This is a genomic window from Pseudoalteromonas sp. N1230-9 (assembly GCF_032716425.1).
Classification (GTDB): Bacteria; Pseudomonadota; Gammaproteobacteria; order Enterobacterales; family Alteromonadaceae; genus Pseudoalteromonas.
The window spans coordinates 472,774-494,308 of record NZ_CP090419.1 but is presented as its reverse complement, the minus strand read 5'-3'; the positions used below and the strand labels follow the sequence as shown (position 1 = coordinate 494,308).

General features: G+C 42.1%; 22 protein-coding genes. 8 read left to right on the top strand and 14 right to left on the bottom strand.

Going from position 1 to position 21,535, the window contains the following annotated elements:
- Positions 1 to 53: 53 nt before the first annotated feature.
- The 12 genes from LY624_RS02355 to radC form a co-directional block, all read right to left on the bottom strand.
- Positions 54 to 1,802 (bottom strand): DUF7305 domain-containing protein, encoded by a 1,749-nt coding sequence (locus tag LY624_RS02355; protein WP_341803786.1) that lies wholly within the window; start codon positions 1,800 to 1,802, stop codon positions 54 to 56.
- The gene (locus LY624_RS02350; protein ID WP_237119746.1) at positions 1,795 to 2,319 is read right to left on the bottom strand and encodes a prepilin-type N-terminal cleavage/methylation domain-containing protein; all 525 of its coding nucleotides are present in this window, start codon (positions 2,317 to 2,319) and stop codon (positions 1,795 to 1,797) included. Before LY624_RS02350 ends, LY624_RS02355 begins: the two co-directional genes overlap by 8 nt.
- Entirely contained in the window at positions 2,316 to 2,717 is a 402-nt protein-coding gene (locus tag LY624_RS02345) for a type IV pilus modification PilV family protein (RefSeq protein WP_130151703.1), read from the bottom strand. Before LY624_RS02345 ends, LY624_RS02350 begins: the two co-directional genes overlap by 4 nt.
- On the bottom strand, positions 2,714 to 3,163 hold the full coding sequence (locus LY624_RS02340) for a GspH/FimT family pseudopilin (protein ID WP_341803785.1): 450 nt from the start codon (positions 3,161 to 3,163) through the stop codon (positions 2,714 to 2,716). Before LY624_RS02340 ends, LY624_RS02345 begins: the two co-directional genes overlap by 4 nt.
- A 5-nt stretch (positions 3,164 to 3,168) precedes the next feature.
- The gene (locus LY624_RS02335) at positions 3,169 to 3,600 is read right to left on the bottom strand and encodes a type IV pilin protein (protein WP_130151701.1); all 432 of its coding nucleotides are present in this window, start codon (positions 3,598 to 3,600) and stop codon (positions 3,169 to 3,171) included.
- 238 nt (positions 3,601 to 3,838) lie between these two features.
- Positions 3,839 to 4,291, bottom strand: a complete 453-nt coding sequence (gene rplI, locus LY624_RS02330) for a 50S ribosomal protein L9 (RefSeq protein ID WP_062567345.1) — start codon at positions 4,289 to 4,291, stop codon at positions 3,839 to 3,841.
- A 35-nt stretch (positions 4,292 to 4,326) separates the two neighbouring features.
- Positions 4,327 to 4,554, bottom strand: a complete 228-nt coding sequence (rpsR, locus tag LY624_RS02325) for a 30S ribosomal protein S18 (protein WP_002962753.1) — start codon at positions 4,552 to 4,554, stop codon at positions 4,327 to 4,329.
- Positions 4,555 to 4,566: 12 nt separating this feature from the next.
- Entirely contained in the window at positions 4,567 to 4,869 is a 303-nt protein-coding gene (priB, locus tag LY624_RS02320; protein WP_062567440.1) for a primosomal replication protein N, read from the bottom strand.
- 67 nt (positions 4,870 to 4,936) lie between these two features.
- Positions 4,937 to 5,278 (bottom strand): 30S ribosomal protein S6, encoded by a 342-nt coding sequence (rpsF, locus tag LY624_RS02315; RefSeq protein ID WP_036973113.1) that lies wholly within the window; start codon positions 5,276 to 5,278, stop codon positions 4,937 to 4,939.
- Positions 5,279 to 5,507: 229 nt separating this feature from the next.
- Complete coding sequence (rpmG, locus tag LY624_RS02310) at positions 5,508 to 5,663, bottom strand: 50S ribosomal protein L33 (protein ID WP_022946036.1); 156 nt, start codon at positions 5,661 to 5,663, stop codon at positions 5,508 to 5,510.
- 11 nt (positions 5,664 to 5,674) lie between these two features.
- Positions 5,675 to 5,911, bottom strand: a complete 237-nt coding sequence (rpmB, locus tag LY624_RS02305; RefSeq protein ID WP_036973115.1) for a 50S ribosomal protein L28 — start codon at positions 5,909 to 5,911, stop codon at positions 5,675 to 5,677.
- Positions 5,912 to 6,184: 273 nt separating this feature from the next.
- The gene (gene radC, locus LY624_RS02300) at positions 6,185 to 6,859 is read right to left on the bottom strand and encodes a RadC family protein (protein WP_237119748.1); all 675 of its coding nucleotides are present in this window, start codon (positions 6,857 to 6,859) and stop codon (positions 6,185 to 6,187) included.
- Positions 6,860 to 7,000: 141 nt separating this feature from the next.
- Between radC and coaBC the strand changes: the two genes are divergently transcribed.
- The 5 genes from coaBC to LY624_RS02275 all read left to right on the top strand — a co-directional run bounded on the left by coaBC (position 7,001) and on the right by LY624_RS02275 (position 16,091).
- On the top strand, positions 7,001 to 8,194 hold the full coding sequence (gene coaBC / locus LY624_RS02295; RefSeq protein ID WP_341803784.1) for a bifunctional phosphopantothenoylcysteine decarboxylase/phosphopantothenate--cysteine ligase CoaBC: 1,194 nt from the start codon (positions 7,001 to 7,003) through the stop codon (positions 8,192 to 8,194).
- Between the two features lie 112 nt (positions 8,195 to 8,306).
- Entirely contained in the window at positions 8,307 to 8,894 is a 588-nt protein-coding gene (gene slmA / locus LY624_RS02290) for a nucleoid occlusion factor SlmA (RefSeq protein WP_062567343.1), read from the top strand.
- A gap of 207 nt (positions 8,895 to 9,101) precedes the next feature.
- Positions 9,102 to 11,855 carry a S9 family peptidase gene (locus LY624_RS02285; protein ID WP_341803783.1) on the top strand — a complete coding sequence of 918 codons (2,754 nt, stop codon included), beginning with the start codon at positions 9,102 to 9,104 and terminating at the stop codon, positions 11,853 to 11,855.
- A 189-nt stretch (positions 11,856 to 12,044) separates the two neighbouring features.
- The gene (katG, locus tag LY624_RS02280) at positions 12,045 to 14,258 is read left to right on the top strand and encodes a catalase/peroxidase HPI (RefSeq protein WP_341803782.1); all 2,214 of its coding nucleotides are present in this window, start codon (positions 12,045 to 12,047) and stop codon (positions 14,256 to 14,258) included.
- A gap of 135 nt (positions 14,259 to 14,393) precedes the next feature.
- The gene (locus LY624_RS02275; protein ID WP_341803781.1) at positions 14,394 to 16,091 is read left to right on the top strand and encodes a diguanylate cyclase; all 1,698 of its coding nucleotides are present in this window, start codon (positions 14,394 to 14,396) and stop codon (positions 16,089 to 16,091) included.
- Positions 16,092 to 16,217: 126 nt separating this feature from the next.
- Here the strand turns inward: LY624_RS02275 and LY624_RS02270 are convergent, their stop codons facing one another.
- Positions 16,218 to 17,402 carry an NAD(P)/FAD-dependent oxidoreductase gene (locus LY624_RS02270; protein WP_341803780.1) on the bottom strand — a complete coding sequence of 395 codons (1,185 nt, stop codon included), beginning with the start codon at positions 17,400 to 17,402 and terminating at the stop codon, positions 16,218 to 16,220.
- A gap of 322 nt (positions 17,403 to 17,724) precedes the next feature.
- On the opposite strand from LY624_RS02270, the gene LY624_RS02265 reads away from it, so the two are divergent.
- Positions 17,725 to 19,869, top strand: coding sequence for a S8 family peptidase (locus LY624_RS02265; protein ID WP_341803779.1), 2,145 nt, complete (start codon positions 17,725 to 17,727; stop codon positions 19,867 to 19,869).
- A gap of 60 nt (positions 19,870 to 19,929) precedes the next feature.
- On the opposite strand, the gene LY624_RS02260 is transcribed toward LY624_RS02265, so the two are convergent.
- The gene (locus LY624_RS02260; protein ID WP_341803778.1) at positions 19,930 to 20,403 is read right to left on the bottom strand and encodes a peroxiredoxin; all 474 of its coding nucleotides are present in this window, start codon (positions 20,401 to 20,403) and stop codon (positions 19,930 to 19,932) included.
- Between the two features lie 100 nt (positions 20,404 to 20,503).
- Here LY624_RS02260 and LY624_RS02255 point away from each other — a divergent pair, with 100 nt between their 5' ends.
- The gene (locus LY624_RS02255; RefSeq protein ID WP_341803777.1) at positions 20,504 to 21,145 is read left to right on the top strand and encodes an RNA polymerase sigma factor; all 642 of its coding nucleotides are present in this window, start codon (positions 20,504 to 20,506) and stop codon (positions 21,143 to 21,145) included.
- Entirely contained in the window at positions 21,138 to 21,521 is a 384-nt protein-coding gene (locus tag LY624_RS02250) for a VOC family protein (RefSeq protein WP_237119756.1), read from the top strand. The genes LY624_RS02255 and LY624_RS02250 overlap by 8 nt, the downstream gene beginning before the upstream one ends.
- Positions 21,522 to 21,535: the final 14 nt, after the last annotated feature.

Genomic DNA, 21,535 nt, shown 5'->3' with positions numbered 1-21,535 from the left:
ATTAAATTTTTTTAACGTGTCAGGGCAACTAGTTGACCTGACACTATTTATAGCTAGTTAGTAGACGTGCCTTCACTGTTTTGTTGAATAGTTTCTTCAGTTTTATAACGCCAACCTAAAAACACGATTCGAGCAGGCGTTGATGGTTTTCCACCATTTTGCACTTTTAAAAGGCCAGCATCATAGTGAGCGCCACTGCCCCCTGAGGCAGTAATCGTTGAACCACGAACACTACCAAACAGTTCACCACTGCCCGATAATTTTACTGTTGTTAAAGGTGCGTAAATTGCCGCATATAGATTTGCAGCACCACTAAATTGCACCCCATTCACACCAGTAAATGATGAATAGAATGACAACGATGGATGACCACTTGTCGTTAAGCCCTCTTGCTCTGTGATCACACTCGCACCGGCCCCTATATTAATTTTGCCAGTGATAAGTATCGTTAAGCTGCTATCTTTTTTTATCGTTAAACGCGTGTCCCCTTCCATCGAAAAGTCACCATCAATAAATAAAATAACATCGCCCCCTGAAACTTCCATTTTTCCATCACTGGTCAATTTTAACTTGTCTAGAGCAAACACATATTCCTTACTTGTCGAACCATGTGGTTGGTTTTGAATCTTGGTATCAAATAAAAATACATCACTTAAACTTGGGAGTATCACTTGGCTACCATTCTGGCTAAAAAAGCCCTTTTCATTGGTTAGTTTAAACTGTTGGGTAGCCCCAATTGATAGCGAATGATAACTGTCGGTGTCGCTGTGCAGCTGTGCCATTTTCTCGGGGATGATTAAAGGATCACAGCTTGTATCAGGGTTTGTAGGGTCATAATCTGGAGCACTTGGATCTGCGACTGTGATGGGCTCTACATTTGGGTTCACGTTAAACTTACGATTACTATAGTGCACACCATCTTGCTGATTATTATAGGTATCTTTAAAATTACCCGTTCCACCATACATAATGTCTAAGCTTTCGCCTTGTGTATTATCAATATAAGTTGACCACTGCATAGAAGCATCGCCGTTGGCTCTAACAACCCCAGATACCCGACCACCTTTATGGATATAAAAACCTCGCGTGTATACGTTACCATCAATACGTAAACCACTGCCTGATGAAATATTAACTCCCGTATTTGAGCGTATATTACCAATTATCGGAGATGAGCCATTTAAATAAATAACACCCGTTGCTTTTACGTCACCTTTAATAGGTGAATGCCCTGAAAGAACAACATCTGAATCGCCATCAATTGTCGATACATCACCATCACTCGATTTTGTCTCTTCGTAGCTTCCTTTGCTTGAGTCGTAACTATCGATGGTGCCGCTACCTGACAAATTCACACCTTTACAACCCACCATTGCATTGGTAAATGCCGAACTCCCTTTGCCCCCTTGCACACTAAAACGAGCGACTAAATTGCTTTGAGCATCACCTGCATAACGTTGACCTAAACTTGCAATTTCCAGTTCACCATCAAGGTTTTTGCTTAGTAAAGCGGTAAATTTTGCATCATCGCCAATCACCCCTACACCACTGGCATTACCCGTTTTATCAATTAGTTCATCTATGGCCAGCACACCTTCACGGTTCAATGTTTGCTGTAGTAGTTTAGCTTGCTCGAACACCCCTTTTTCTGCCAATAGGCGGCTATTGAGCTTTTTCTGGAAATTACCACTTAATCGCTCTTGAACAATATTTTCTCGTAATGAACTAAGCACAACAACACTGGCCATTCCGGTTAAAATTAATACTGTTATAAGCGTAAAACCCTGTTGTTTTTTAGACACTATTTCCACCATATGCGTTTACTAAAATAGTGTTTGTTAGAGCAACATCAATATTAATTCCTGCACCAAATTGAGCAGGTAGTTTTTGAGGTTTTACAACAATACTAACCAGCTCTCCAGATAAGCTAAACGACACGCTTTCTAAGCCCGTTAATAAACGCTCAGCGGCAGCACCATTGAGTGAACACATTAAACTACTATTATCTAGGCTATACACTTCAGTCATAACGCCCGTGGTTAAAGTGCCATTACATGCAATCACGCCCTCTGGTTGTGTGATTGTTATGGTTGATTTATCCGCACTAATGGAGGGTACAAGCTGTGTTTGCTTAATGCTGCGGTTGAATACTTTACTGGTATAGCGAATAACTTCTTGCGCATTTTCAAGCTCTTTACTAACTTCAATCGTGCCTTTAATTGCTGCGTATGACAAACTCACACCAGCAAGTAAAAATGCCCCTGCGGCTAAGGCAACCATCAACTCAATAAGGCTAAACCCGCGTGCTAATTTATTCATAGACACACTGCCGACAAGTCAGGAAAACTGGCATTAAGACTTATTTGATTTTCTGCATTATCGGTCATGCGCTCATCAACCCACGCAACATTAATTTGCATATCATCATTATAAGTCGCAGGAATCGTAATTTGATAATCAGCTACTTGGGGGGCCAAACTGGCTCTAAAATCAGCATCTTGGAAAAGTGCGGGGTTAGTTTTTTGAATTTCACAAATGCGAGGCCATATCCGCTCAATACTATTTTGACCTTGGATTAAAGACACCGTGTAGTGAAAGCTATTTGTTGCATATTGTAGCGACTTTAACTGAGCAGCTGCTAAACCAAGTAAAGCGATACCAGCAATCACAACCGAAATCATTACCTCTAATAAAGAAAAGCCAGCTTGCTTTTTCATGCGCATCCCTTTGATGATTCAGCTAACCAGTTTTGACCACTTTTAAGGACACACATTACATAATCTGTGGTATTGGTGTGATTATCTTTAATATCAATTTGGGCTTGCTGGTCTACTTCACCACTTGCACTAACGGTTAGCGCAATTAGGTTTACTGTTACGCCAGCCTTAGTAATTGCAAACTCTTTTAATACAGTATCTGATCCCGCTTCGTTTAAAGTAACTTGCCAGAGATTATTATTGACCACCAATTTAATTTGACGCTCTTGCTTTACAGCTTCACTACGAGCATATTTATAAACACTGTTGAGTTGATTAGCTGTTGTTACAATACGGTCTTGTAGGATTTGCTGACTAAATGACGGAAAAGCAAGACTGACTAAAATACCAATGATCGCAAGCACAACCATTAACTCAATTAAAGTAAACCCAGCCGCTTTATGCACAACAGCTACTCCCAACAATCATTTACAGCAGCACTGTTACTACCGTCATGTTTAATCATGAGTTCACCACAGCGATCTCCAGCCTGAGCTGAGCCAGACTTAGGCGTTGCCTTTAAATTGAAACCACGGTTTTTAAAATCAACAACGGCTCCAGGAGCCTTTTTCGTTGGCGTATACGTAAAGGTGTAGTAATCAGTATTTTGTGTTGTAAATGCATTAGGATAGCCACCATTTCTCGAATATATGCGTTCGAGGCTGGCACCATACTGTAATAAAACTTGTTGGGTATCAGCACGTCTACTATGCTGCATATGCTCGGTATAAGCAGGTAATGCCACACTGTATAAAATACCTAAAATAGCGATGACAATGAGAACTTCTATGAGCGTAAATCCACGTTGTTTATAATTATTATTTGATGATAATTTACTTTTCAACCTTAAATCCTTACCACTTTTTTACGAATCAAATATAAATGACAGCGTTGTCGGTGTCAATTTAAGCAATTTCATATTGAGTACACCAATTATACTAATCAAGAAGAAGGAATTAAGATAAAAGCACTAATGTTTAAAATATAGGTAAGACTATAAAGCTGCTTTTGTACCAATTGAAAAGAAGCGGGTACAAAAAAGCCGTGCTTCAAAGCACGGCTTTTATTACTTAATATTGCTATTAAGCTTCAGCGATAACGATTACTTTAATAGTAGCTGTTACGTCTGAGTGTACTGCGATTGCAACGTCAAATTCGCCAGTCTCACGGATAGTACCTAGAGGTAAACGAACTTCTGATTTAGCAACTTCAACACCAACAGCTGAGATAGCGTCAGCGATGTCACGAGTACCGATTGAACCGAATAATTTGCCTTCGTCACCAGCTTTAGAAACTAGTGTTACTTCAGCTAATGCTTCTAGCTTGTCAGCACGAGCTTGAGCAGCAGCTAGATCTTCAGCGATCTTAGCTTCTAACTCAGCACGACGTGCTTCGAAAGTTTCGATGTTAGCTTTAGTTGCAGGAACTGCCTTACCTTGTGGGAAAAGGAAGTTACGTGCGAAGCCAGATTTAACTACAACCTGGTCACCTAGGCCACCTAGGTTTGCGATCTTGTCTAGTAGAATAACTTGCATGTCTCTACACCTTTTAAAAACTGTTAATCCGCTGCTTACTTATGTAAGTCAGTGTATGGAAGAAGGGCTAAGTAGCGAGCACGCTTGATAGCTGTTGCTAGCTGACGCTGATATTTAGCGCTAGTACCTGTGATACGGCTAGGTACGATTTTGCCACTTTCTGTAACATAGTTTCTAAGAGTAGCTAGATCTTTATAATCGATTTGTTGTACGCCTTCCGCTTTAAAGCGGCAGAACTTACGACGTCTGAAATAACGTGCCATGAGTAAAATTCCTCAAAAAATTCTTTCTATATGTTGAGCATGCAAGACCAATTGGCTTAAGCCATTTCGGCCTTCATGACGGTTTAAAAACCCCGTCACTTGCACTTGTTGCCCAACGTGCAATTGTTGAGTCTGTTGCTGCATTGACGCACCGCTGGCAACCACTTGAAGCCTGACATAACTATTACGGTTAAGGTCTGCTTCAACTTGCATTGATTTATGTTCAAGAACAAAAATACAATGCGGAACACCAGCAGGGCTTTGACTATACTTGGGGGTTTTACAAACAACCCCAGATAGTGTCAGCTGATTCATATAAGGATTAAGCGGTTGGCTCATCTTTTTGTCTCAACTGCAAGCGCCATGCTTGGACTCAAAACGATTAAGCAGCTGGTGCTTCTTTCTTCTCTTCTTTTGCAAGAGGAGATGCTTCAGTTACAGCGTCTTTAGTACGCATAACTAAGTTACGAAGCACTGCATCGTTGTAGCGGAAAGTAGTTTCTAGCTCGCTGATTACTTCAGTAGGTGCTTCAACGTTCATAAGAACATAATGAGCTTTGTGAAGCTTGTCGATTGGGTAAGCCAATTGACGACGGCCCCAGTCTTCAAGACGGTGGATAGTACCACCAGCTTCAGTGATAGAACCAGTATAACGTTCGATCATACCAGGTACTTGCTCACTCTGATCAGGGTGAACCATGAATACGATTTCGTAATGACGCATGGATATTCCTTACGGTTAATAGAGCCTTCTACCGTTTCGGCCAGTCGGTTTAAGGCAAGGAATTAAATTTAATAAGCCGAAATGAGCGCGCATTTTACGCTTAGATTGATAATTAAGCAAGATAAAACAGCAAGCCAAGTTAGATTCTTGTACTGAATTATTGCTTTCTACGCTATAAAAACAAAAAACCCAGCCGAAGCTGGGTTTTTGAGATTCTGAAAAACTAAAATTACTTGATTTTAGCTTCTTTGAAAATCACGTGTTTACGAGCTTTAGGATCGTATTTTTTGATTTCCATTTTTTCAGGCATGTTACGCTTGTTCTTGTCGGTAGTGTAGAAAAAACCAGTACCAGCAGTTGAAACTAAACGGATCTTATCGCGCATGATTCAGTTCCTTAAACTTTTTCGCCACGAGCACGGATTTCTGTAAGAACCGCGTCGATGCCTTTTTTATCGATAATACGCATACCTTTAGTCGTAGTGCGTAATGTTACAAAACGTTTTTCACTTTCAACCCAAAAACGGTGCGTTTGTAGGTTAGGTAGGAAACGACGTTTAGTCGCGTTTCTCGCGTGTGAACGGTGGTTACCAACCGCTGGACGCTTACCTGTAACTTGACATACTTTAGACATGTCTATATATCTCCAATAACTTCGCTCGAGCTTAATTTTCCCTTAGGCCATGTATTTGTGCCCCGGGATAAATCGAAGGGCGCTCTTTATACAGCTTATGCAGGCAAAGATCAAGTAACAGATCTTATCCAATCAGCTCATGTGTAAATTTGATAGCGGCCAATTATAATGATCGAAAGCCCTTAGGGAAAGTAAAAACTGCATTTAAATTAAACTAATTTCTAAAAAACCGCTAAACTGCTCATTTTTAACACACTCCTGTCTTAGCTTCGCTTAAATTAATCCTCGTTCAGCAAACGAAACACAGTTTTTACCGCCCACAATGATGTGATCAAGCACATTAATATCGACTAACGAAAGTGCTTGCTGCAATTTATGAGTAATTAACTTGTCTGCTTCACTAGGCTCCGCTACTCCACTTGGGTGATTATGAGCAAAGATAAGTGCCGCCGCATTCTGCTTTAAGGCTGCCTTAACCACCTCACGGGGATACACAGAAGCAGCATTTATAGTGCCATAAAAAAGCACTTCATCTTTTATTAATCGATTTTGGCTATCTAAATAAAGCACCATGAATACTTCTTGTTGCAAGCCCCGTAATTGAATAGTCAGGTAGTCATACACTGCTTGAGGAGAGTTAAATACCTCTTCTCGCTGGCATTGCTCAAGTAAGTAACGTCGGCTTAACTCTAATACCGCTTGTAACTGTACATACTTTGCAGTCCCTAACCCTCTTTGAGAACAAAACGCTTGCTCACTGGCATTAAATAAATTCTGCAATGTACTATTAATACGTAATAAGTGTTCAGCCAATTCAATCGCATTCATACCTGCAACACCTGTGCGTAAAAAGATAGCTAACAATTCTGCATCTGAGAGCGCTTTAGCGCCTTGTGAAAGCAGCTTTTCACGAGGTCGAGCTGACAATGGTAAATCCTTTAACGACATCAAAGTACCTCAAAAAGAAACAAACAGATTAAACTGTACAACAAAAGTTTCTTTTTTCCTTCCTTTAAAAAAGAAAACTTCATGAAATTGGCAAAGATTTGCTATCGTTAGCGCATATCGAGCAAAGTTAAACTTTATGTAATGACAAAATCAGCAAATAAAAAAATCTTACTAGGTATAAGTGGCGGCATTGCAGCTTATAAATGTGCAGAGCTAGTGCGACGCTTAAAAGACACTGGCTGCGAAGTAAAAGTGGTTATGACAGAGTCAGCCAAGCACTTTATTACCCCTTTGACGATGCAAGCCGTCAGTGGAGAGATTGTGTCTGATTCATTACTTGACCCTGCAGCTGAAGCCGCAATGGGACACATTGAATTTGCCAAGTGGGCAGATTTGATTTTAGTGGCGCCTGCAACCAGCAATGTATTAGCAAAAATGGCGATGGGTATAGCTGATGACCTACTCACCACGCTTTTATTAGCAACGCCAGCCAAAGTGGCTGTCGCACCGGCGATGAACCAACAAATGTACGCACATCCAGCAACGCAGGCTAACCTTAATACTCTCGCCGAGCGCGGGGTAGCAATTTGGGGGCCTGGTAAAGGCTCGCAAGCCTGTGGTGATGTAGGTGCGGGGCGTATGCTAGAGCCTCATGAACTGGTAGCACTGTGTACACAGCCAGACATTGAGCCATTACTTACTGGCAAAACCATTACAATTACAGCAGGGCCAACCAGAGAAGCTCTCGATCCGGTGCGTTATATTTCTAATCACAGCTCAGGAAAAATGGGTTATGCCCTTGCCGAGGCGGCACTTGCTTTAGGTGCAAAGGTAAACCTGATTTCAGGGCCGGTGACAATTAAAGCACCAGCGAATGCAAAACTCACTCACATTGAAAGCGCTGAGCAGCTTTTAATCGCATCAATGGAACTTGCTGTACAGTCTGATGCTTTTATTGGCTGTGCTGCCGTTGCCGATTACCGCGCAGCCGCAATTGAAGATCAAAAAATGAAAAAACAAGGTGATGAACTCACACTCACCTTAGTTAAAAACCCAGATGTCATCGCTAACGTTGCTGCACTTAACGAAAACCGCCCATACACGGTTGGCTTTGCCGCCGAAACACAAGATGTTGCAAGCTATGCTCAAGGTAAATTAAAAAATAAAAATCTCGACATGATCTGTGCAAATGATGTGTCAAAAGAAGGCCTTGGCTTTAATTCTGATCATAATGCTTTAACACTGTTCTGGCACAATGAGCAGCAAGATTTAGCGGTTGGTAGCAAAAAAGATTTAGCGATGAGTGTTATGAGAGAGCTTGCCAAGCGTTTGTAAAAATGCTGGAAAGAAGCTGAATAAAACATTAACATAAGCCTCTCATTTGCACAAAAAATGGCTTGTCTGAGTCTATACAGCGCAAGTAATAAATTATAAGAAAGGAATGGTCATGCCTGCGACAAAAAGAAGTAATCGCAAAGAGCAGATTCTGCAAGCACTCGCACAAATGTTAGAAACCAGCCCAGGTCAACGTATCACTACTGCCAAACTAGCGGCTGAAGTGGGCGTATCTGAAGCTGCGCTTTATCGTCATTTTCCGAGTAAAGCGCGGATGTTTGAGGGCTTGATTGAGTTTATTGAAGATACTCTGCTATCGCGTATTAACCTCATTCTAGAAAATGAAAAAGAGAGTCAAACACGCGTATACAATATATTGCTTTTACTATTAGCATTCGCCGAAAAAAATCCAGGTATTACCCGTATTTTAACTGGTGATGCCTTGCAAGGTGAGCAAGAGCGCTTGCGTGAACGTGTGCAAGGCTTATTCGAAAAGCTAGAAACGCAATTTAAGCAAGTTCTTCGTGAACGTAAGCTTCGTGAAGGTAAAGCATTCCAATCTGACGAAACAACGTTAGCCAACTTCTTACTGGCTTATGTTGAAGGTAAGATGAATCAATTCGTGCGCAGCGACTTTAAAGCGAAACCGAGTGCGCAATTTGAAAAACAATGGCCTGAACTGAAAAAGATTTGGTTGTAAGTTAGCTGTAGGCGCGATTTAATATCGCGCAACAGTCTAATCAAAAGTACGCGGGTAACCCCGCTGTGCCCTCTTATTAAAAAACCTACCGAAAAGTTTTTAGGCTTACAGCTCAACTTCCTAAATAAGCAACTTATCGTATCTACTCGAATTGTTTACTAAAAACGCTACACTGAACGCGTAAATTTAAAAACAACGAGAAGATAAATGAAAGCGCAATTATCACTTTTGAGCTTAGCCTTAGTGGCAAGCCTTGGTAGTGCACAGCTCAGTGCAAAAGAAGCTCTGCAATTTAAAGACGTGTTTGATTTTAAATACGCAAAAGGCACCCAACTGTCTGAAGATGGCCAAATTCTTACTTTCAGTGCCGACCCTTATCGCGGCAATGCACAAGGTCAGGTTTATGCATTAGACAATAACACCCTCCTTGCAAGCGTTGAGCGCGGTACTCGCCCTACAATTAATAAAGCGGCAAATTGGGTGGCGTTTACTCAGGTACCGACCCTACTTGAAAAAGAAACCACCAAGAAAAAAGACGAACTAAAAAACAACCTTGTTTTAGTCAATACTAAAAACGGTGAGCAACAGACATTTAATGATGTAAAAGACTATGCGTTATCAGATGACGGTGTTTGGCTTGCTTACCGACTCGATAAGAAAGCAGATAAAAAAGACGACCAAGAAAAAGACGAAAACAGCAGCGAAATCAAACCAGATAAAAAAGATAAAAGCTTTGATTTAGTGCTTGTTAACCTTCAAGACAAAACCACTCACACCCTAAACAATGTGTTTAGCTATGCAATGAGCAGCACCGGCGAGCAATTACTTGCAAGCCAAAGCTTTAGTGATGGTGCCGACAACCAAGTTGTATTAGTTACGCTTAACAATGACTTTGCTACCAGCGTACTGATTGATGAGCCTGGTGTGGTTGCCAATAAAATTGCCTGGCAACCAAATAGTAATACCGCAGCGCTGTTAATTGGTAACTACGTTAATGATGATACACGACGTCGCGACCATACCTTACAACTTTTACAAAACGGTGCCCTATCGACCATAAACTCAGCTGATAATAGCTGGACTATTGGCAAAACAGCCTCACTAACATGGTCTGAAGATGGTGCTCGTTTATACTTTGAAAATCATCCGAAGTTAACGGCAAAGATCGAAGCAAAAGAATACACAGACGAAGCCTCATTATATGATTTCGATACCATTCGCGACCATAAAGGTCTTAATGTTTGGCACAATAAAGACACTGAAATTAAGCCACGTGAAGAGCAACAGTGGAATGAAAATAACAAGCTTCGTCATTATAAAGCGGTGTATCATGTAAACGGTCAGCAGGTTGTGCAGCTAAGTACACCAAGTATGCCTGAGGTTTCACTTAACACTAACCGCGAAGCGCTATTAAGCTATTCAGACCTGCCTTACCTAGAACGCATAATGTACGGTGGTTTTTACGCAGATTATTTCAGTGTTGACGTTAAAACAGGTAAACAAACCGCTATCGTCAACGATTATCCATTTAGACCCAGCCTTGCGCCAAATGGTCAATATGCGGCATTTTTTCAAGACAGCCAAGTGCAGCTTAAAGATTTAGGAAATAACAAGGTTTCGACCTTATCTAAAGCAATTAACGCGATTTTTGCCGATGATAAGCATGACTACCCATCACCTCAGCCAGGTTATGGCTTTGCTGGCTGGTTAAACGACAGCAGCCAAGTACTGGTTTACAGTAAATTTGATATTTGGGCTTTTGATGTCGCAACACAAAAGGCAACGCGTTTAACCCAAGGAAAAGAAACGAATACCCAGTATCGTGTTATTAAACTTGATAAAGAGCAAGTTGGTTTTGCCAAAGACGAAACATTATTACTCAGCGCAACCAACGTGCAAGATAAACAAACCGAAATCGCCAAACTTGACTTATCAAGCAATAAAGTAAGCAAAGTACTTTCGGGTAAAAAGCGCTATGATGTGGTGAAAAAGGCTAAAAATGCCGATAAATATCTATTTACTGCGCAAACATATCAGCAATTTCCTGATTACTACCAAACTGACTTTAGCTTCAAAAAGCCACAGCGTGTTACCAACCTAAACCCGCAAGTTAGTAATTTTGCATGGGGTGAAAAACCTGAGCTTATTAGCTACAAAGGGTTTGATGGTGAAGACTTGCAAGGCGTATTGATCAAACCTGCGGGCTACAAAAAAGGCGAAAAGGTTCCTGTGGTTGTGTACTTCTACCGCTATATGAGCCAACGCATGTATGACTTCCCGAAAATGGAATTAAATCATCGCCCTAACTTCCCGATGTTTACTTCAAATGGCTATGCGATTTTCTTACCTGATATCCGCTTTGAAATTGGTCACCCTGGTAAATCATCAACACAAACCATGATCAACGCCACTCAAAAGCTAATTGATTTAGGCATTGCTGATCCCGATAAAATTGGCTTACAAGGTCACTCATGGGCTGGCTATCAAAGCGCCTTTATGATCACCCAAACAGATATGTTTAAAGCGGTTGTTTCGGGTGCGCCAGTATCTAACATGACCAGTGCGTATAGCGGTATTCGTTTAAAATCAGGCCTTGCGCGTCAGTTCCAATACGAAACAGGACAAAGCCGAATTGGTAAAACCTTATTCGAAGCGCCAGAGCTATACATCGAAAACTCGCCAGTGTTTTTCGCCGATAAAGTGAATACCCCTATTCTGATTATGTTTGGTGACAAAGATGATGCGGTGCCATGGCACGAAGGGGTTCAATACTACCTAGCACTACGTCGTGCGGGTAAAGATGCCACCTTTTTACAATACGAAGGTGAACCACATCACTTGAAGAAATTTCCTAACCAAGTGGATTTCTCGGTACGCATGATGGAATATTTTGATCACTACTTAAAAGGCAAACCTGCTGCTGAGTGGATCAAAAATGGCATCCCTTTTATTGAAGAATAAACAATAAGCTAAATTTAAGCTTACTGAACACCTCCTCCAAAGCCAGCATTTTTGCTGGCTTTGTTCTATAAAATCAATCATATCATCTGTTTTTTCGATTTTATCAATCGATTTAAACCCCAGTTTGTAAGTGGAAAGTTAATCAGAACATAACTATATTTCACGCAACTTCTAACTGGAGACTACACAATGTTTAAAAAATCGACCTCAGCCTTGTCTAAAGTAGCTGTTGCAGTATCACTGTTGGTGGCAACGGGCGTACAAGCTACTAACGACATCAAATCAAACCAATTCTGGTGGCCAGAACAACTAGATCTTAGCCAACTTCGTGCCCATGGCGCAGAGTCTGATCCTATGGGTCCTTACTTTGATTATAAAAAAGAATTCTTAAAGTTAGACCTAAACGCAGTGAAAGCAGATATTGAGAAAGTATTGACTGACTCTCAAGACTGGTGGCCTGCTGACTACGGTCACTATGGTCCATTCTTCATCCGTATGGCGTGGCACGCATCAGGTACGTACCGTACGTTTGATGGTCGTGGTGGCGCAGGCGGTGGTCAACAACGTTTCGACCCGCTAAACAGCTGGCCTGATAACGCGAACCTTGATAAGGCACGTCGCTTACTTTGGCCTATAAAACAAAAATACGGTCGCAGCATTTCTTGGGCTGACTTAATGGCGTTAACAGGTAACGTTGCACTTGAATCAATGGGCTTCAAAACCTTCGGTTATGCCGGTGGTCGTGAAGACGATTGGGAACCAGATTACGTATACTGGGGCCCTGAAGGCAAAATGCTCACTGACGAACGTCGTGACAAAAAAGGCAAACTTAAAGGCCCATTAGCGGCCGTTGAGATGGGCTTAATCTATGTAAACCCTGAAGGCCCTCACGGTAACCCTGATCCACTTCTAGCAGCAGAAGACATTCGTTTATCATTCGGCCGCATGGCAATGAACAATGAAGAAATCGTTGCGCTAATCGCCGGTGGTCACAGCTTTGGTAAAGCACACGGTGCGAAAAAAGCGACGTGTTTAGACAAAGAGCCAGCAGCAGCGGGTATCGAAGAGCAAGGTTTAGGTTGGAAAAACAAATGTGGTAAAGGTCACTCAGAAGATACCATCACTTCAGGTCTTGAAGGTGCATGGACAGTGACACCAACACGTTGGTCAATTAATTATCTACAAAACCTATTCAACTTTGAGTGGGTTAAAACTAAGAGCCCTGCAGGTGCGACTCAGTGGATCCCTGAAAATGGTCAAGCGTCTAACCTAGTACCCGATGCGCACATTAAAGGTAAGCGTCATGCGCCTATCATGTTCACAACTGATATCGCGTTAAAAGCAGATCCTGAGTTCCGTAAGATTTCAGAGCGTTTCTTAAACGACCCGAAAGAGTTCGAACTGGCATTTGCTAAAGCATGGTTCAAACTAAACCACCGTGATATGGGCCCACGTGCTCGTTACCTAGGTGACTTAGTGCCAGAAGAAGTATTAATTTGGCAAGACTACATCCCTGCGGTTGACCACAAACTAGTAGACAGCAAAGATATCGCGTCACTTAAAGCTAGCATCTTAGATTCAGGTTTATCTGTATCTGAACTAGTGCGTGTTGCTTGGGCATCAGCAGCAAGCTACCGCGACACAGATATGCGTGGTGGTGCAAACGGTGCACGTATTCGTTTTGCTCCGCAAAAAGATTGGCCAGTAAACAATCCGAAAGAAGTGGCTAAAGTACTGAGCAAACTTGAGAAAATCCAAACTAAGTTCAACAAAAAAGCATCGGGTGGTAAAGAAATTTCACTCGCAGATATGATTGTTCTTGGTGGTGCGGCTGCAATCGAAAAAGCAGCAAGCGATGCGGGTTTCTCTATCTCAGTACCATTTAAGCCAGGCCGTATGGACGCGTCATTAGAAATGACTGACGTTGAATCATTCGAAGTACTTGAGCCAACAGCAGATGCGTTCCGTAACTACTACAGCTCAGCATGGAAGTCACCGGCTGAAATGCTCGTTGAACGCGCTGATTTACTAAGCTTATCAGTACCAGAAATGACTGCACTACTAGGTGGTATGCGTGCCCTTAACGCGAATACTGACCAAACTAAACACGGTGTATTCACGAAGAAACCTGGCACATTAAGCAACGACTTCTTCGTTAACCTATTAGATATGTCAACGAAGTGGTCTAAGTCTTCTGAGGAAGGTGTTTACGAAGGCCGTGACCGTCAATCAGGCAAGCTTAAGTGGACAGCAACTCCAGTCGATTTAATCTTCGGTTCAAACTCAGAGCTACGTTCAATTGCTGAAGTGTATGCATCTGACGATGCTAAACAGAAGTTCGTTGATGACTTCGTAGCAGCGTGGACTAAAGTAATGACGCTAGACAGATTCGACCTACGTTAATACTTATTTTCGCAACCAACAAAGCCGCTAAGTTAGCGGCTTTTTTATTTTCGTTGATAATTTCCTCGACAAGACAGCGGTTTAAGTTAAAAATAAGTCTTTACTACCATATTTGTTTGAACACAGGTATTAGGGATGATTGCGCGCTTTTTACTGCTTTTTGTTATCTACTCGTTATGCCTCAGTACGGCTACACAAAGCCGCGCAGATAATTCCCCCATTGTAAATATCAATCAACGTAGCGTAGAGCTCACTCAGTTTGATATGAGCTATTTTGTTGATGAAACAGGTTCTATGTCCCTCGCACAAGTCCAGCAGCAAAACTTTATCAACAGTCAAAACGAACTTACTTTAGGCACTAATGCCAAAACGACGTGGTCCAAAATAGTTATAAAAAATAGCAACAGCGATACCCTACGCTTATTTGTGCATAACCCAGATGCCTATCATTTAGAAGAAGTCAGCTTTTACGAAACACAAGCAGGACAATTGATAAACCAATTGGTTATTCAGCTTGATAAGGCAGGCCCTAAAGCCAATATGTTTGGTGGTAGTGCTGTGTTTTCGTTTTATGTCGCACCTAACCAACAAAAAACAATTTATGTTAAAAGCGTCACCTTTTCTCATCAGTGGTTTGCATTAGCTATTTTTGATGAAGAGCACTCAAAGCGAGCCCTTGTCGGGAATGGTAATTACATTGCGCTGCTTGTTGGGATGATGTTAGCGCTGATGATTTATAACTTCTTTTTGTACTTATCGGCACGTAAAATCGAGAATATTGTTTACGCACTGTATCTTATTTCTGGCACTGTTTGGGTGGCGCTATCTTATGGTATTGCCGCTAATTTCTTCGGTATTTTTAGTGCCGAGCTGTTACAGCTCAATTCCAATTTACTGAGCATGCCAAGCTTTTTAGTAATCTTTGTAATGCTTATTTTCGAAACAAAGAAGCACTACCCTAAAGAGCATATCGCGCTTTCAATTATTTTGTTCTTACTAGTGGCTGACTTTATCTATAGCTTGTTCGATATTGTGGGTGCATTAAAACCAGCCAGCAGCTTGGCTGCATTAATGATGACGGTGACATTTGGGGTATCCATTTCGCTATGGCGCAAAGGTAATACGCTGGCAAAATACTTTTTACTCGGCCACTCTATGTTCGTTATTTTCAATATGCTAGCGGTGCTTTATTACAAAGGGATCAGTGACGCAAACGTAATCAATAGTCATGGCGTTGGGATAGGTATTTTGCTCGAAGCATTAATGATGGCGTTTATTCTTTCCTACCGAATTAAAAGCCTCGAAAAAATTAAAGCACAGCAAACTGAGCTCAACCGCTTAGTCGACACGGATCCTATGATAGGCCTGTACAATCGCCGTTACTTTGACAGAAAAAGTGAAGAACTGATTGCCGCTATGGCAACCAATCAGCAAGAGCTAACCCTTCTAATTGCTGATCTCGACCACTTCAAAAACATTAACGACACATATGGCCACAATGTTGGCGACAAAGTCATCATTGCGTTTGCTAATATACTCACCTCAGAGCAAGGCCCTGCTGATATAGCTTGTCGGTATGGCGGCGAAGAGTTTGTATTACTACTCAATTGTAACCTACTTAAGGCAAAGCAAGTTGCAGAGCGTATTCGTCAAAAGGCACAAGAAACCTACATCACGATTGATGAAGTACAAACCGTGCAGTTCACCGTGAGTATTGGTGTACACAGCGTAGCTCATGCTTCAACAACCGTAAAAGAAACACTCACCATTGCCGACAAAGCATTGTATAAAGCGAAGAGTAACGGCCGCAATTGTGTTGAAGTGGCAGCCTAGAAGGAGTAATAGGTTTGTAGGTCGTCATTTATAACTTCATAAAAACGCGCTAAATCACGACCTACAAGCAAGTGTCAGTCTAGGGCCTAACTCCTAGAGCCTGTAGACAAAAACTAGCAACTACAATCAACAATACTGCCCTGCAGCAAAGCCGCAGCTCCACGCATATTGGAAGTTGTAGCCGCCTAGCCAACCAGTGACGTCGGTTACTTCACCAATAAAATAAAGACCTGCTGATTTTTTTGCTTCGAAGGTTTTTGAGCTTAACTCATCGGTATCTACGCCACCGAGTGTCACTTCGGCTGTTCTGTAGCCCTCAGTGCCGTTGGGTTTAATTTGCCAGTTGTGAATGTAGTTATGTAGCGCGTCGACCTGTGCATGGGTTAACTGGTTTACATTGCAATCAGGTATTGCTTTGGTGTCGTGCAACATTTCAACAAAGCGTTTGGGTAAAATGGTTGCAAGGGTATTTTTTAGTGACTTTTGACCTTGGCTTTGACGCCACTGCTCAAGTTGCTGTTTTAAATCAAGCTCAGGTAATAAGTTGATGTAAACGCTCTGGCCTGCGCGCCAAAACGAGCTAATTTGCAAAATAGCGGGCCCCGACAAGCCGCGATGGGTAAAGAGGATATTTTCTTTGAACTGGGTGCCATCTTCACTCGTCACTAAACAAGGGATACTGATCCCCGATAAACCATCAAAACGATCTTTATCATGCTGGTGCAAAGTAAATGGCACTAATGCCGCCATGGTTGGTAGCACTGTTAAACCAAATTGCTCAGCAATTTTATAACCAATTGGTGATGCACCGAGCTTAGGCATGGTTAATCCGCCCGATGCGACAACTAACGACTCGCATTGATAGCTATCTTGCTCGGTAATAACTTCATAACCCGCATCGGTTTTTGTCACGCTGAGTACTTCGTTACGCAGCGCTATGTTAACACCTGCCCACTCACACTCAGTTAAAAGAATGTCAACGATATCTTGTGCGCTGTTATCACAAAATAGCTGACCCAGCGTTTTATGGTGATACGCCAAGCCGTGACGGTCCACCAGCTCTATAAAGTCATGTTGGGTATAACGGCTTAAACACGATTTTACAAAGTGAGGATTGCCACATAAGTAGTTGTCTGGGCTTGCGTTTTCATTGGTGAAGTTACAACGCCCGCCGCCGCTGATTAATATTTTACGGCCCGGCTTCTTGCCCATATCAAGCACAGTAACATTGCGACCACGGTAGCCTGCTTGTGCAGCGCACATCAAACCTGCGGCGCCGGCGCCAATCACAATTACATCTACTTGGGTCATTACTCATACTCACTAAAAAAATTTAGCTGATTATAACAAGATATTACGCGCTCGTTGTTAGCTTAGTTATTTTTTTGAAAAAAGATAAACCCGAAAAACGAAATAAAGCAAAAACTCTATAACAGTAAATTAGAACTTTATAATTAGAAAAAAGCTGAAAAACCTAATTAAAAGTTATATTTAGCCATCTATACACTTAGTTATAACCAAAATAGAGACAAACATAACAAAACGATATTTTAACTATATTTACATTTATTTTACCTTTGTCCCCCTTCGCGGAAAGTGGTGCGAAGCAACTTATAACAATCTAGGGATCATTATGACAACTCACAACTTGAAAAAGTGCGCAATTGCATTAAGCCTCACAGCGTTATTTGGCACAACAGCAGCAATGGCTGCACCAAACCAAATGTTACCACCATCAATGGCAGATACTGCAGCAAAACTACAAGGTCAAAGCGGTTTTGGTACGCAATTTATTATTAAATACAAAAATAGCAACGCAGATATGACCACGATGTCTGCCGCTGAGCAAACGCCTGCTATGATGAACCAAAAAGCACAAAGCTTTGTAAAAAATTTCAGTAGCAAAAAAGGCTTAGCAAAAGCTCAGTATGTACGCGCAATGGCAATGAGCAACCACCACGTAATGCGCGCTGATAAAAAACTTTCAGCCAATGAAGCGCAAGCATTTATGCAAGAAGTTATGGCAACTGGCAACGTTGAATACATTGAAATTGACCAAATGCTACAACCTTTCGCAACACCTAATGATCCGCGTTATTCTGACCAATGGCACTACTACGAGCAAGCAGGTGGCTTGAATCTACCAACAGCATGGGATAGCGCAACTGGTAGCGGTGTAACTGTTGCTGTCCTTGATACAGGTTACCGCCCGCATGTTGATTTAAACGCAAACATCTTGCCTGGCTACGATATGATTTCGAACCTATCTGTTGCCAACGATGGTGGTGGCCGTGACAGCGACGCTCGCGACCCTGGCGATGCAGTTGTACGTGGTGAATGTGGTACAGATCAAAATGGCGATCCTTCACCAAAGGCAGATCAAGACTCCAGCTGGCATGGTACTCATGTAGCAGGTACAGTTGCTGCGGTCACGAATAATGGTGAAGGCGTTGCTGGTGTTGCTTATGATGCGAAAGTTGTACCAGTACGTGTGCTTGGTAAATGTGGTGGTTTAACATCTGATATTGCAGACGGTATTATCTGGGCGTCAGGTGGCTCAGTGTCTGGTGCACCTGCAAATACTAACCCTGCTGATGTAATCAACATGAGTTTAGGTGGTGGGGGTGCATGTAGCTCAACAACACAAAATGCTATAAACCAAGCGCGCAACAACGGCGCAGTTGTAGTTATCGCCGCTGGTAACAGTAATGATAATTCGGCTAACTACAATCCAGGTAACTGTAATGGCGTTGTAAACGTTGCCTCTGTTGGCCGTAACGGTGGTCGTGCTTATTACTCAAACTACGGTAGTAATATTGATGTTGCAGCTCCTGGTGGTGCGCAAAGCTTTGCGAATGATTCAGAGGGTGTGTTATCAACTCATAACTCAGGCGCAAATGGCCCAAGCAATGATTCTTATCATTTCTCACAAGGTACATCAATGGCAGCACCGCATGTTGCAGGTGTAGCAGCGCTTATCAAGCAAGCAAAGCCTTCTGCAACGCCAGATGAGATTGAAAGCATTTTAAAATCAACGACTCGCTCTTTCCCTGCTACATGTAATAACTGTGGTACAGGTATTGTCGATGCAGCCGCTGCGGTTGCAGCAGCATCTGGTTCAACTCAACCGCCAACAACAGGTAATGAACTACAAGATGGTCAAGCATTAACAAGTTTAAGTGGCGCAGCAAGCAGCAAAACCTACTACACAATGGAAGTACCTGCAGGCGCAACAAATGTAACATTCACTATGAGTGGTGGTACGGGCGATGCAGACTTATATGTCCGCGCAGGTAGTGCTCCAACGACAACAACGTATGATTGTCGCCCTTATGAAAGCGGTAATAACGAAGTATGTTCAATCGATAACCCAACTGCGGGTACATATCACGTAATGCTAAGTGCTTATTCTGCCTATTCAGGCGTGAGTCTTGTGGGCGACTTAACCGCTTCAGGTGGTACGGGCTCACCACAAGCAGGTGGCGGTACAGTTGACAACATTTCAGCGAATGCTGGCCAATGGAAACACTACACTATTGATGTACCTGCTAATATGTCTAGCTTTACAGTGACTAGCTCAGGCGGTACAGGTGATGCAGATTTATTTGTTAAATTTGGTAGTCAACCTACAACAAGCAGCTATGACTGTCGTCCTTACAAAAGCGGCAGTGCTGAAACATGTACTTTTAGCAACCCGCAAGCAGGTACATGGCACTTAAGCTTAAATGCATTTCAAACCTTTTCAGGTGTCACACTTGATGCACAATATCAACCTTAATTGATAACCCCCGATTACCCTTGGGACTTTTAGCCGGACTCTCGTCCGGCTTTTTTCGTTTTATAATTTAGCTAAAACAGCCTCTGCACGGCTTACTGTAAATTCTTTATCTTGCTCAACAAACAAGCCTGTTACTGTTTGGTCGTCGACAATCATTGCATAGCGTTTTGAACGCACACCACCAAAGCTAGCGGTATCTTTATCTAAACCGAGCGCCTTGGTAAAACTAGCATCACCGTCTGCTAACATACGAATATGCTCAGCATTATGTGCCTCCCCCCATGCTTTCATTACAAATGCATCATTCACTGATACACAGTAAATTGCATCAACGCCTTTGGCGGTAATTTTATCAGCCAGCGTAATAAACTCAGGTAAGTGAGCGTTTGAACAGGTAGGCGTAAATGCCCCAGGTACAGCAAATAGCACTACTTTTTTACCAGCAAATAATGCGTCTGTTGATAAGGTTTGCAACCCTTCGCTGGTTAATTCGCTAAGGGTTGCAGTAGGTAAAGTTTGGCCTTGTTCGATCATCGTGATTCCTTGAAAGAAAATATACATTAGCAGTATGAAAGAGTAAGGTTTAATTAAACTATATATCAATTATTAACTCTACTTTTAATCACTAAGCGCTATGAATAATAAAAGTTATTACGCAAACCTTTTACGCTATGCCCATAAGGTGACATTACACAAAGAAGAGGCTGAAGATTTACTGCAAACTGCCCTGCTTGTTGCAGTTGAAGCTAAGCGCTCAGATCTAACATGTGTAAAGAACCGTCGCTGGCTCATGGGTGTGCTGCGTAATCAATCTGTATTTAATGCGCGCTCTGCCGCAAGAAGAAAAAAGCGTGAAGCAACTTTAACTAATACAAACAATATACACACATACAACGACGAAACAGCAACCTATTTTATCGACTCATTACCGCCTAGCCTAAAAACAACAGCACTTTTAGTTTTAACAGGACATTGTAAAAAAGAAATCATCTGGCTACTGCGAGTATCAGACGCAGCTCTAAGGCAACGGATAGCTGAGATTAAACGCCGCTGGCGACAAACCGGTGCAAGACAAATACTTGAACTTGAAGGTTTAGCTGAAGATTTGCCGTTTGGGCAAATACGTAAAGCACTTCTTAATGCGCCATGCCGTGATGAAGCGACACTCGCAAGCCATGACCCTGATGGACATCTTTTTATGGTGACCTCACAAAATAACCTTGCACGGCAACATAGGGTGATATCTATTAAAAAACAGGAAAAGAACCATGCTTGATAAAAGTAAAATTGGCGCAATTTGTTATTACATTAGCGATCTAGATAAAACAGAAGCGTTTTACCGTGATACGCTCGGAATAAACATTCAAAGAATGGAAGAAGATGGAGAGGGTTGGCTGCTCGCTAAAACAGCAAATGACATCGAACTACTCTTTTTTAAGCAGGAGTCAAAGCCCGGAAACTCACCCATTATTGTTTTTGAGTTAGCTGATGGTGGGATTGATGACGTAGTCGAAACACTCGCAACAAAGGGAGCAACTATTGTCACCCCTGTAAGCCATGCACCAGGTGGCTGGTCAGCAGAAATCGCAGATCCAGATAATCATCAAATATCAATGTATCAATCCAGTGATGTTCCACGCAGTAAAAGGTAGGGTAAAGATTATAC